Below are 12,637 nucleotides of genomic sequence, written 5' to 3'. Positions count from 1 at the left end.
CTGAACGCGACCGCAGACCGAACAGTCACTCCGGCCAGAGGTCTGCTGAAACGCGCGGACACCGCCCTGCCCCAGCGGATGCTGGAGGGACGTGAGGAGTAGGCGGCCGAGCGGCTGCGTACGGCCGAGCCGTCACTGGCCGGTGTCATGGACGCATACGCGCACGCCCTCTTGGAATCCTTCGCCGCCAGCAGCAGCCTCCTCCCCGAACTGCTGCGCATGCGCGGGACCAGGCCATTGGAGCGAGGCGCCCACACCCTCACCGAGCTCCACCGCCTCCTGCTCGACGCGGCGATGCCCTACATCGACGGGTTCCGCCGTTCCCGGCCGCAGGACGCACTCGACACCGTGGCCCGGGCCCTCCTCGGCGCTTGCTTCCACAACTCGTCCGTCCCGATCCCGCCATCTCCGAAGCAGCCAGGAGCCGGTACGCGAACGCTCGCAGACGTGGCCGCTCCGGGGCCGCGGTCGCCGCCGGGGCGGCCACCGCCTGCGCGGTCGGTGCGGAGCAGGCCGGGCACCGGCGGATCGATCGGATCGGATCGGGCCGGGGCGCGACCGGCAGAAGTACCGGCAGCCATTCCTGCCGGTACTTTTTCCTGTTCCCGGCCCCGCGCCTGGTGATGGACTGGCCGAGCACCGGGGGAAGGGCGCGGGAGGCGGAGTCGAGCCGCCGTCGGCGTGGCGGACCCGTCCGCATGGCGGATGCCCCGGAGACGGCCACCCCTGGCTCCAACGCACCCGTCTCCCGCGCTCTTCCCCCCGCTGCGCAGACCGACCGGCACCGCCGGTACGGCAGCCATCCCGCTCAAGCCCGGCCCGGTACAGGAGATCCATGTCCCACCCCCTCGCCCACGGTTCCCGCCCCGGACCAGGACGCCGGCCGCGCCTGCTGGCCGCGCTGGCTGCCGGCTGCATCGCCGTGGGCTCCCTCGTCTCCGCCACGGCCCCCGCCGCGGCGGCCGGGTCCGTCAAAGCCGACGCCTTCCGCTCCCTCAAGAACGCCCCGCTCCAGCAGGACTGGATGAAGGGCCTCGACGGAGGCACCTCGCTGGCCCGGGTGTCCATGCCCGGCACCCACGACACGCTCTCCATCCACGGCGGCCACTTCGCCCAGACCCAGGAGGACCTCGGCGACAGCGCGGACACCCTGACCGCACAGCTGGACAAGGGGATCCGCGCCCTGGACCTGCGGGTCCGGGTCACCGAGAACGAGTTCTTCGCGATCCACCACGGCGCGATCTACCAGAACGCCAACTTCGACGACGTCCTGGGCAAGGCGAGGACCTTCCTCAACCAGCACCCGGGCGAGACGCTCGTGATGCGCCTGAAGGCCGAGTGCCCGATCGGCAGCGGAGGCGGTGCCACCGGTTGCACGAACGACCCGTCGAACGTCTCCGCCGGCGTGATCGCGGCGATCTTCGACCGGTACGCGAAGAAGTACGACGGCCTCTTCTACAAGCCGTCGATCACCCGCAACAGCCTGACCCAGACGCCCACCCTGGCCCAGGCCCGCGGCAAGATCGTCCTCGGCACCTTCGGCGTCTCCGACAGCACCTCCAGCGCCTCCTACGGCACGCTCGGCTTCCACGACAAGCTGGCGGACGACTGGAAGCCCAAGAGCGCCGACACCAAGTGGAACGGTGTCAAGGCGAACATCGACCGGGCCAGCGCGGACACGGGCAACTCCTGGTACGTGACGTACACCTCCGCCACCTCGGCGCTGGCCGAACCCAGCCCGGAGGAGTACGCGGGCGGCTACATGGACAACTCCGGGGGCGTCGTCAGCTACGTCACCGGCCAGAACCAGCTGCTCATGAACTACCTGAACAGCAACGCGACCCGGGGCCGCATCGGGATCGTCATGACGGACTTCCCCGGCTGGGCCCTGATCCAGAACATCATCGACCGGAACAAGGACGTCGTGGTCAAGGGCAGCCACCCGGCGCTCTGGCTGGTCAACGACGCCAACAAGACCTATGTGAACACCAAGTACAGCAGCCGCTGCATGGTGCGCGGACCGGAGTTCGACAGCTCCAAGACCGGCGGCCTGGTCACCCAGCGCGAATGCCAGTCGACCCCGCCCAGCAGCCACCAGTGGTCGGCCGAGATGCCCGCGAACAGCCAGGGCCACTTCTGGGTCAAGGCCGCCAACGGCAAGTGCCTGACCGTCCCGTACAACGACGGAGTCCGGCCCGGCGCCGGTACCCAACTGTTCTGGTGGGAGTGCGAGACCCGCTGGTTCTCGGGCAGCCAGATGTGGAACATCGTCCCCACCAAGGTCGAGGTCTCCGGCGGCTCCCGCACGGCCTACGCCTTCATCAACAACTGGACCGGCCAGTGCCTGTCCGTCGACCCGGCCACCGCCTCCGTCGCGGGCGGCAAGGTCACCCAGGACGCCTGCCCGAAGTAGCCGGTCCGGGAACGGGCCCGCTTCCCCGACCGCGGGGGAGGCGGGCCCGTGAAACCCGTTGCGACAGAGGTCGAGCCTGCGACCGTCCCTTCCGGATCCTGCCGCGCCCGCGCCGCTTCGCCACCTGCCGCGGTGCACCGCCGCGGGCACCGTACCTCGCCGCGTCCTCGGACCCGCGCGAACACGGCTTCATCACCGGGGGCGCGCCGTGGGCGTCAGCGACTGGTGAGTTCGCCGTGGAGGGCGGCGCTGGGGCCGTTCAGGCCGATGACGACTTTGTCGGGGTCGGCGGCGTAGTCGGACCGGCCGACGAGGCCACCGCTACGAGGCCATGGAGGCCTGCCTGGACCGCACCGGACCGGGCGGCCGGGCCATGATGATGTGCTGGGCGCGGTCCTGGCTTCGGCCTTCGTCAACTCCCCCAGAAATCGGTGGCCAGAGCTGGGATGATTGCGATGGCTCTCAGGCCGTCGGCACCGGAAGCCACGAAAAGAGTGACGCTTTCCGCAGGCTGGCCCTGTCAGTGCCCTCGTGCCGCTAGACAGAGGCATTGCCCGCAGGAGTGGGCGTCAAGGAAGAAAGCTGCATAGCCGTCCCGGTCTTCGTCAGCTTCAGTCATCACTACGAAACGGTAGTTTCCTGTGCGTTTTGCACGAAGATCTCCATTTTTGCCGCTAGGCATGCCGACGCCGAGGAGGCAGGGGTTCGCGTCCTGGCGGGTGTCGACAGCGGTGACCTGTGTGCTGGCACTCCTCATGGGCCTGGCCACCGTGATCGCCGCGGCATCGCCGGCCTCCGCTGCTCCGCCGGACCGCAAGAAGTTCATGGCGACGTTCAACATGCTGCACTCCACTGCCGGTGGTGATATGTGGGGAGCGGTCGCCGAGATTTCCCGCAGTTTCGGTGTCGTTGCCCTTCAGGAGGTCCCGCGCGACGGCCAACTTGTTCCGGTCGCACCCAACTTTCCGTACGGGAGCACCCTCCAGCGGCAGATAGGCCCGGAAATCTGGGAGTACGAGTGGCGAATAGGCAGAGGTGCGGACGACGTCCGGTACATATATCTGGCGAGAAATGCCACCCAGCCCTTGGGCATCATCACCACCCAACGGGCAGACCATGTAGAACTCGTTCAGCATCCGACCATTCCGAACTCTCGTCCGGCACTGCTCATAGTGCACAATGACATTCGGATGGTGTACGCCTCGATCCACGCCTTCTCCGGGAACGGCAACGATGGGGTGGGCTTGGTCACGGCCGTACGTGACGCGACGGAAGCCTATGGGGCTGCCAATCTCCCGACTCAAGGGGGAGACCCGTGGGACTGGGCGGTGCTGGGGGATTACAACCGCGCCCCGTCACTGATGCGAGACGACCCCAACCGGCCAGCGAATTCGACTGTCGTGAGCCCTACGCAGAGTTCGCAGCTGCAGGGGGGAAACACGCTCGACTACATGGTGACGTCGCTGGGTGCGAACTTCTTCAATGCGTCCACTCCCGCTCCGTGGAGCCCTATCCGCAATAGCGGAAGCGACCATCTCCCCGTGCTGTTCAGCCCGATGGAAGCCGGCGGAGCGAACCAGGGGTACACCTACCGCTTCACCAACCGCACCGGGCCCAAGCACTCGGTCATCTCCATCCCCAACGGCACCACGGTGGATGGCACCGCCGCGGCGCGGGAGGAATGGAAGCACGAACTGAGTCAGGTCTGGAGGGCGGAGGAACTCGTTTCCAACGGAACCGACATCGCACATAAGTTGATCAACGCGCAGACCAATAAGTGCCTCACCCTTGATGAGTCACGCAACGTTCTCAGTCAGGCGGAATGCCGCGACAGGGACGCCCGGAACCAGCTGTGGCAGTACAGCGCCATGGGTGCAGGTTTCCGGAGCATGGCAGATGACAATGGCCCAGGCTTTGTATTCCGGTCTATGGAGCCCGCCAACGGTTCTCTCTCTACCGGCACCTACACATCCACAGCAATTCCTGATGAATTCCAATGGGCCATGGAGCCCCTTGATCTTCGGAACTGGAATACGGGCGGCTTCCCCGCCGGTGACCAAGGGTCAAATCCCGTATACATCAAGGACGGTGAGGCGGACCAGCACCTGAGAGCAGGCGCCGACCACGTCACGGGCGGGCATGCGGACCATCACGTCAACGACTACCACGGCGACGAACTGTGGAACCACCAGCCATCAGGTGTTCCCGGCGGGCGCCAACTGGTCAATGAGACCACCAAGGAATGCCTCACCAGCCCAATCGGAGGTCAAGGCAAGCCCACCATGGAGCCTTGCCAGGCCGGGAACAAGCACCAGGCGTGGGAGTACGTCCACGGACATCTCGTAGCCATGGCCATAGGCGGCATCGTCCTCCTGGCCGGGGGAGAGCTCGTGATGGCAGCCAGCGCAGCGGTCGTAGGCGTCATCAGCTTCATCACCGCCCTCAGGAAGGGCGGACATGTAAGCCTTGCGGTGATGCCGCTGGGTGACTCCATCACCTTGGGGGTGGGAAGCAGTACGCGTACCGGCTACCGACCCGCGCTCGCACAGATGCTCGCCAAGGACACGGCGAACGTGAAGTTTGTGGGGTCCATGCAGGATGCCGACGGCACCCGGCACGAAGGCCACTCCGGGTGGCGCATCAACCAGATCAGCCAGAACATCGACCGCTGGATGGCGGATGCCAAGCCCAACGTGGTGGTGCTGCACCTCGGCACCAACGACATGAACCGCAACGACGAGGTGGCTGCTGCACCCCAGCGCCTCGCCCGGCTCATCGACCAGATCTACGCCGCGTCCCCGGACACCGTGGTCGTGCTCGCCTCGCTCGTCCCGGCCTCCGACCCCGCCGTACAGGCCCGGGTCAACGCCTACAACCGGGCTCTCCCCGGCATCGTCGACGAGCGCTCCGCACGCGGCTACCGCATCACCCAGGTCAGCATGGGCGAGCTGACGGTGGCAGACCTGAACGACAATCTCCACCCGAACAACAACGGTTACGCCAAGATGGCCCGAGCCTTCCAGGGCGGCATCGCCACCGCTTCGCAGAAGAAGTGGATTGTCCCGGAGGTCACGGTCAAGCCCGCACCTCCCGGGGTCGGCCAGGGTGTGGCGGCCGGTGACTACCGCGTCGATGTCAACGGCGACGGCCGCTCGGACTACCTCGTGGTCCAGGACAACGGAGCCGTTCACGCGTGGGTGAACTCCACCGGCGCCGACGGCAAGGTGAAGTGGTCCGACTACGGCACCATCGCCTCCGGCTCTTCGTCATGGACCGGTGCACAGGTGCGTTTCGCGGATGTCGGTGGTGATGTTCGCGCCGACTATTTGGTTCTGTCGCCCAACGGAGCGGTCCGCGCACTGATCAATCAGGGTGGCGACGGCCGCGGCGGCTGGCGGGACGCCGGGACCATCGCCTCAGGCTCGGCCTCCTGGAACGCCTCCCAGGTGCGTTTCGCGGATGTCGGTGGTGATGCTCGCGCCGATTACCTGGTTCTGTCGCCCAACGGAGCAGTCCGCGCACTGATCAACAACACCCGGACCGACGGAACCCTCAAGTGGGACGACTACGGCACCATCGCCTCGGGATCCGCTCTATGGACTGCTGAGGACGTGCGGTTCGCCGACGTCGGCGGCGACGCCCGGGCCGACTACCTGATCGTCGAGGACAACGGCGCTGTCCGCTCCTTCATCAACCAGGGCGGTGACGGCCGCGGAGGCTGGGGCAAGGTGAGCACCCTCGCCACCGGCTCCGCGTCCTGGAATGCCACCCAGGTCCGTTTCGCCGACGTCGGCGGAGACCACAGGGCCGATTACCTCATCCTCGCCGACAACGGGGCCCTGGCCGCCTACTTCAACGAGACGAACGAAGCGGGCACGACCAAGTGGTCAAATCAGGGCACCATCGCCTCCGGTACCGGCAACCCCGGCCACCGCGTCAGGATCGCGTGACCTTGTGATCCGGCCCCACCGTTGATGTCGTGAGGGCACAGCTCGGTGATGCTGTGCCCTCACCCCGTGGGCCGAGCACTGTACTCCAGCAGGATTTCGCTGTCTGACCTGCGGTTTTCGTTGGGCGGGTGGAGTGTCGCGGGCTGTGGAGTGGTCAGTGGCCTTCGGGAGGCTGCCCCTCGATCGGGTGGCACCGCCGCTGGTAGTGGCAGCGGCGGGCGACCGCTTGGCGGTGCCGGCGTCAGTTCGACCAGCTCAGCGCGTGGTGTCGTCCCCGGCGTCCACGAAGGTGCGGGGGCCGGGGACGACAAGCTGCCAGGAGTCGCCGAACCTCCGCCACTGTGAACCCGATGGCCCCGGCTGCCTCACCGGTGCCGCCGCCTTTTCCAAGGCCTGGTGCGCCGTGGCCGCCAGGAAGGCGTGCGCGAGCATGGCCAGAGTGATGTGTCGGTACCAGCCCACGTAACGGCGGACTTCGTACTGGTCCAGGCCGCATTCGTTCTTCGCGGCCTGGCACTCTTCGATCGCCCAGCGCGTCCTGCTGCGATTGATCGATATTGATCAACCGATGCCGGGCCCGGGGCAGGCGGTCGTGGAGGTCGCCGCGTCCGGCGTCAACTTCCTCGACGTATACCACCGCCAGGGCCGGTACCCCCCTCCCGCTGCCCTTCATCCCGGGCACTGAGGGCGCGGGCACGGTCCTCGAGGTTGGACCCGGCGTCACCCGCGTCGCTGTGGGAGGCCGGGTCGGCTGGGTGGAGATTCCCGGCACCTATGCCGAGCAGGCCGTCGTGGACTCCTCCCGGCTCGTGCCCCTGCCCGACGGCGTCGACTTCGAGGCCGCCGCCGCCGTGCTGCTGCAGGGCATGACGGCGCACTACCTCGTCAAGGACGCCTACCCGGTCCAGCCGAGCGACACGGTGCTCGTGCACGCTGCTGCCGGCGGCATGGGGCTTGTGCTGACCCAGCTCATCACCCATCTCGGCGGCAGGGTGATCGGCACAACCTCGACACCGGAGAAGGCGCCATCGGCGGTCTTTTCGCTTCCTTCGGATCAAGCAGATCCAGTATCAGCGTGTCCACCACTCAGGGGGAGGCCCCGCGAACGCAGAGGGCGGGGCCGGGCTTCAGCCTCCGCCTGCTGCCTCACGCGGTGGTACCGCTCTCGCTATCGATCACGCTCTTGATGGCGGTGAAGAAGGTCCCGACGAGGTCGTCCGGCATGCGGTATCCGACGACCTTCCCGAAGCCGGGTCCTTGCGGCAGGACGGGGGCAGGCATTCCCGAAGGCCACCACCCCTTGCGCTCCCCGCGTTCGAGGACCTGCTTCAGTGCGGCGCTGTGTCCGCGGAGGCTGCTGCCCTCGGAGTCGCGGAGGTCCTCCGCGGACACGTAGCCGTCCCGGATCGCGGCCTCGCGGACGATTTTCTGCGCGCGGGCCGGCAGGGCTCGGTAGTACCGCTCCGCTCGTTCCGGCGTCCACTCGGTGTCGAGCACGACGCACGTCGCGTGCTTCGCGAGGAAGTCCTTCAGGTCGTCGTAGCACTCGGGGGTCGGGTTCTTGATGGTGAGCAGGATTTCCATGCGGAGCTTCCCTTACAGCAAACCTGGAGAGACGTTGAACTGACGTGAAGTCACACGCTACCGCCCGTCGGGCTCGTCTCTCACATGTCTCTCCCCCCTCTCGGCGGGCGAGAGTCGAAACGCGTCTCTGTTGCCGACCATCACCTCGGATAACATGCCATATCCGAGGTGATTGAATTGGTGTGACGATCGGTCATACCACGAACCCGATCCCACCCAACCCCCCGACGGTAAGGAGCGCGTCATGACGGACGACCTCGCGCCCGCGCGGGCGGGCAACTCGGCGACGAGCGGCGAGATCGCCCGCCTGGGCGAAATGGTGGTCGACGGAGAGCTCGTCGATCCGAACCAGGACACGGCGTCGCGCCACGGCCTCGCCGTGTACGACCCGGCCGTGGCTGCCGTCCTCGCCGCCCTGGACCAAGGCGCGCAGGAACACCTGGACGCGGTCCGCCCGCGCAAGACGAGGACCGGGTACGCGCGGGACTGGGCGCTGTGGGAGGAGTTCCACGGCTGGCTCGCCGAACGGACCGGCGTCCCACTGCCGTTGACCGCGGTCAACAAGGGAACCCTGGCCGGGTTCGTGACCTGGCTGGACGAGGTGAAGCAGGCGGCGCCGAACAGCATCGACCGCCGGATCACCGGCGTCACATCCACGGCTCGCCGTCCCCCGTACGACGTCGAGGTGCCCAAGGAAGCCACCGTCGCCGCCCGAGCCGCGCTCAAGCCGCTGAAGAACGACCGCCTCCGCCAAGCCCGCGGCCGCGGCCAGGCCGCCCCGGCGAGCCCGGAACAGCTCAGGGCGATGAACACCGCGCCCCGTACGGTGACGGCCGGGAGCGAGCCGGCGAACCGACCCGGGCGCCGCGCGTACGCCCTCCCTGACCTGGCCGTTTACCGGGACCGGGCGCTCGTGACCATGGCGTTCGGGATCGCGGGGCGCGCCGAGGAAGTGAGCGCGCTGACCCTGGCCGACATCGTCCTCGTCGAGGAAGGCTTCGAAGTGCACGTTCCCTCGGTGAAGGGGCGGCCGGCCCGGGACGTCGAGATCGCCTGGGGTTCACACCCCGACTCCTGCCCCGTCCTGAACTGGCTCGCCTGGAAGGGCGCCGCCGAGGCAGTCGGACTCGGCGCCGTCGGGCCCGCGTTCCGGGGCGTCGACCAGTGGGGCCACCTCGGGACACGACGCCTCTCCCCCGACGGCTGCCGCCTGGTCATCACCCGCAGCGCCGAACGGGCGGGCCTGGACGTACGCCTGACCGGCCATTCCATGCGCTCAGGGTTCATCACCACGGGCAGCAAGAAGGGCAAACGCCCCGACCAGCTGCGCCGGCAGTCCGGACACAGCGCCTCCAGCGCCGTGTTCTGGGAGTACGTCCGCAGGGGCGCCCGCTGGGAGGAGACGGCGAGTCAGGGCATCGGGCTTTAGCTGTCGACATGGGTTTGATAGGTAGTCGACAGGTGTGCCGCCGGCGAGCGGCAATCCCTGCGCGGCACGCCGGAGAGAGGCAAAGCCGGAGGTGTGGACGTCCGTCGTAGCTGCTTTATCGCAGATCACCTGCTCCCGGCGCAGGTGGTGCTGCCGGGATTCCTCAGTGGCTGCCGCGCAGCGACACGGACCCACCGGCGAGGCCTTCGAGGGTCGGGCCGGGAGCACTTGCAGGGGACCCCATGGCCGCCCCCCTGCCCCCGAGCGCGGTCCAGGCGCTTCGTGTCGGATGGTCCGAATCAGCAGTGCGCGGGCACAAGGATGAGAAACGATCACGGGATTGTCGGTAGGTTCGGACTCCAGACGGAAGGAGCACCCGTGGCACCGGCACCCCAGCACCACACCGCGGACGATCTGATCCCCCGGCCGGAACGCACGGCAGGCGCCTTGCGTACTGCCCTGGCCAGAGTTGATCCGTCCCGACTGGACGAGATGCAGCGGACGATGGACGAAGCCTTCTCCCAGGCCATCGACCACAAGTCGCTCGCCCCGATCCAGGCGTGGCTGCTGGTCTGGGCGCAGAACATCGAGATCGCCAGGCGTGTGGACCTGCGCACGCGCCACCAGCACGCGCAGGCTGTGCTGACCTCGTACGACAAGCACGAGCACGATGACGAAGACGCCGTCAACACGGCGCTCGCCGAGATCAGCGCCGTCCTCGATGAAGCCCAGCAGGCGGTGCGCGGTTGAGTTGGAAGTGGGAGTACGCCTTCAGCGCCGAAGCGACCGCCCGAACAGCACCGGCCCCGTTCCTGCGGGAGGTGGAGAAGAAGGCGGACGAGCTGGTCCGCATGTGCGAAGTCGCCTATCTCCACGCGCGCGACCACCAAGGCCTCGACCCCAAAGGCGGCACGCTCACGATTCCCGGCGGAATGATCACCTACCAGGTCGTCGTACGTCGCGAGCGTGTGTACATCCTCCAGATCACCGCTCTGGAGTGGTAAGCGGGGCACTGCGGTCCTGACCGGATTGCAGGCCCGGGCGGACGCCGCCGGGCTGATCACGTGGGAGGTGAACGTGGACTCCACGATCTGCCAGACCCATCAGCACGTGGCCGGTGCCCGGCGCCGCCGACTACGCCGGTTTGATCCCAGGATGCGTGGGATGTGCGGTCATCCGCAGTGTGGAGGACCGCACATCACCAGGACCGTTCGGGGGCCGGAACGTTGGTTTCAGGGGAGGGGTGTCGTCGGCGAGGCGGGCAGGGTGTACCGATGCGACGCGTTTGGTGCCCTTGACCGGCCCGCAGACCGCGCCGGGGTCCGCGCCGCACCAGCAGCGCTCACCCAGCACCCACACCTCGCACTCCTCCTCCAGATGCAGCGCCGCCTCCAGCCTCCGGCGGAAGGAGTTGGCGCGGACGCCGCAGCGGATCGGCTGCTCGTCGACCGAGACGCTGCTGTCGTGGGACGCCCATCGCGGGGCCGGCCGGCCGCCATGGGCGTGCCTGTTCACCCCTCGACGGAGGCCGTGAATTTCGGTGGCGGAGGCTGCAATAGGTCAAAATCTGTCCTATATAGCCTCTAGGTTGCGGTGTATGCAGACATACGAGGACGGCGTCGAGATTCTTGTCCCCGCGAGCCCGGCCGAGTTGGAGGCATGGCTCGACGAGCATCACGGGGAGCGGACCGCGCTCTGGGTGAAGATCGCCAAGAAGCGGACCGGCATCCCGTCGCTCACCTGGGAAGAGATGGTCGACACGGTGCTCTGCTTCGGCTGGATCGACGGTCTGCGGCACGGCTTCGATGACACGTATTTCCTGCAGCGCACGACACCCCGCCGCCCCCGATCGCCCTGGTCGCAGGTGAACGTCGACAAGGCCGAGGCCCTGATCGCCGAGGGACGGATGCGCCCCCGCGGCCTCGCCGAGGTCGCGGCGGCGCGGGCGGACGGTCGCTGGGCGACGGCATACGCCTCCCAGAAGAACGCCACCGCACCGCCGGATCTCGTCGAGGCGCTCGACGCGAACCCGACGGCGCGGGCGTTCTACGAGACGCTCGGCAAGTCCAACCAGTTCGCCCTGTATCTCAGCCTGGTCACCGCCCGCACCGAGAAGACCCGGCTGGCCCGCCTGGAGCGGATGGTGGTGACGATGGCGAGGTCCGAGCGGCCATCATGATCAACCGTCCTGGGGGTCCAGCGGGCCCGACACCCGCCCAGAAGGGCCCTCGGCGGATAACACACCCGCGGGGGCGGCTGGGATCACCGCAGAACCTCGCCCGGATCGCCGCGCTCACCCGCGCGGCCGAAGCCCGCCGCGCAGCCCGCCCGTGTGCGCAGGGTCGCCGAGCGCGCCCTCCGTCAACGAAAGCCCCGTTGCAGTACTACGTTCTAAAGGGTGACAACCGATCCCGTGGCTTTCGTGTCCGCTCTCGTCGCCGACGTCCTGAACGCGGGTGCGAACGCACGCGCCGCGGTGCTGGAACCCGCGCTGAGGGCCAAGTACGCCGCTGCCTTCGCGATGGGACGCAGGGAGGCCCGCGCTCTCAGCGCGGCGGACCGCGAGCGCTACCTCTGCGCCTTCGCCCCGTACTGGACCGCCAAGGTAGCCGCGGTCTTCCTCGACATCGGACCGGTCGCCCCCACAACCGCCTCCGCCGACAAGCCCACGGCGCACCGCGTGAGCGCGACGGCCGCCCGGCCCCCCGGGTATCCCTCCCGCACGCCGGCCGTGACCTACCGGCTCAAGTCGGACGCCGACGGCACGTACCTGCGACTCACCGACATGGACGTTGAAGGAGTCTCGGTGCTCGGCACGGAGAAGGAGCTGATCCAGCGCATGCTGCGGAGCGACGGCTTCGAGGCGGTGCTGACCTTCCTCGAAACCGGGAGCCGACACGAAGGCGGAGCGCCTGTCACGACGAGTGAGTAGCGCCGACCCGCGGGCCACTCGCCTCGGCGTCGAACGCCGGTTCGTGCAGCGGACCTTCGCCCACCTTCACTGGTTCCGCCGGCTGCGGATCCGCTGGGAAGTATGTGACGACATCCCCGAAGCCTTCCTCCGTCGTTCTCGGTGGAGGTGCCCCAGGGTCTTCTCACCCCGGACTGCTACCCGGGGAACGACCACCATCACTCGCCGCCTTGATGCAATCGAACTCCCGCGACCAGCGCACCAGCACGCCCGTGATCATGGTGACCGCGCGGGCCGACGTCCGCTCCCGCATCCACGGCCTGAACATGGGCGCCGACGACTACGTCACC

The 12,637-nt window shown here is 68.0% G+C and carries 9 protein-coding genes and 4 pseudogenes; 11 read left to right on the top strand and 2 right to left on the bottom strand.

The window, feature by feature from the left end; all coding sequences use genetic code 11:
• The first annotated feature begins 835 nt into the window (after positions 1-835).
• Positions 836-2,413: a phosphatidylinositol-specific phospholipase C domain-containing protein gene (locus AB0D46_RS25840; RefSeq protein ID WP_362880761.1), complete on the top strand. Its 1,578-nt coding sequence runs from the start codon at positions 836-838 to the stop codon at positions 2,411-2,413.
• Positions 2,414-3,153: 740 nt separating this feature from the next.
• A complete protein-coding gene (locus AB0D46_RS25835) occupies positions 3,154-6,363 on the top strand; it encodes a GDSL-type esterase/lipase family protein (protein ID WP_362880760.1) in 3,210 nt (1,069 codons plus the stop codon).
• A 255-nt stretch (positions 6,364-6,618) separates the two neighbouring features.
• Here AB0D46_RS25835 and AB0D46_RS25830 read toward each other — a convergent pair.
• Positions 6,619-6,906: pseudogene (locus AB0D46_RS25830) on the bottom strand (IS701 family transposase); the annotation flags it as partial.
• A 14-nt stretch (positions 6,907-6,920) separates the two neighbouring features.
• Between AB0D46_RS25830 and AB0D46_RS25825 the strand changes: the two are divergent.
• Positions 6,921-7,064: pseudogene (locus AB0D46_RS25825) on the top strand (hypothetical protein); the annotation flags it as partial.
• A 54-nt stretch (positions 7,065-7,118) separates the two neighbouring features.
• A complete protein-coding gene (locus AB0D46_RS25820; protein WP_362880867.1) occupies positions 7,119-7,550 on the top strand; it encodes a hypothetical protein in 432 nt (143 codons plus the stop codon).
• Here the strand turns inward: AB0D46_RS25820 and AB0D46_RS25815 are convergent.
• The gene (locus AB0D46_RS25815) at positions 7,510-7,947 is read right to left on the bottom strand and encodes a hypothetical protein (protein ID WP_362880758.1); all 438 of its coding nucleotides are present in this window, start codon (positions 7,945-7,947) and stop codon (positions 7,510-7,512) included. The genes AB0D46_RS25820 and AB0D46_RS25815 overlap by 41 nt on opposite strands.
• A 244-nt stretch (positions 7,948-8,191) precedes the next feature.
• Between AB0D46_RS25815 and AB0D46_RS25810 the strand changes: the two genes are divergently transcribed.
• From AB0D46_RS25810 to AB0D46_RS25780, 7 genes and pseudogenes are all read left to right on the top strand, one after another.
• A complete protein-coding gene (locus tag AB0D46_RS25810; RefSeq protein ID WP_362880757.1) occupies positions 8,192-9,376 on the top strand; it encodes a hypothetical protein in 1,185 nt (394 codons plus the stop codon).
• A gap of 378 nt (positions 9,377-9,754) precedes the next feature.
• Positions 9,755-10,126, top strand: a complete 372-nt coding sequence (locus tag AB0D46_RS25805; protein WP_362880755.1) for a hypothetical protein — start codon at positions 9,755-9,757, stop codon at positions 10,124-10,126.
• The gene (locus AB0D46_RS25800) at positions 10,123-10,380 is read left to right on the top strand and encodes a hypothetical protein (protein WP_362880754.1); all 258 of its coding nucleotides are present in this window, start codon (positions 10,123-10,125) and stop codon (positions 10,378-10,380) included. Before AB0D46_RS25805 ends, AB0D46_RS25800 begins: the two co-directional genes overlap by 4 nt.
• 593 nt (positions 10,381-10,973) lie before the next feature.
• Positions 10,974-11,555, top strand: coding sequence for a YdeI/OmpD-associated family protein (locus tag AB0D46_RS25795; protein ID WP_362880752.1), 582 nt, complete (start codon positions 10,974-10,976; stop codon positions 11,553-11,555).
• Positions 11,556-11,774: 219 nt separating this feature from the next.
• Positions 11,775-12,308, top strand: a complete 534-nt coding sequence (locus AB0D46_RS25790) for an ABC transporter substrate-binding protein (protein WP_362880750.1) — start codon at positions 11,775-11,777, stop codon at positions 12,306-12,308.
• A gap of 43 nt (positions 12,309-12,351) precedes the next feature.
• A pseudogene (locus tag AB0D46_RS25785) lies at positions 12,352-12,441 on the top strand (IS5/IS1182 family transposase); the annotation flags it as partial.
• A gap of 103 nt (positions 12,442-12,544) precedes the next feature.
• Positions 12,545-12,637, top strand: a pseudogene (locus tag AB0D46_RS25780) (DNA-binding response regulator); the annotation flags it as partial.

It is taken from the genome of Streptomyces sp. NPDC048383 (assembly GCF_040651775.1).
Classification (GTDB): Bacteria; Actinomycetota; Actinomycetes; order Streptomycetales; family Streptomycetaceae; genus Streptomyces.
Note: the sequence above shows the minus strand (reverse complement) of the source record. Positions and strands in the feature narration are given on the sequence as shown.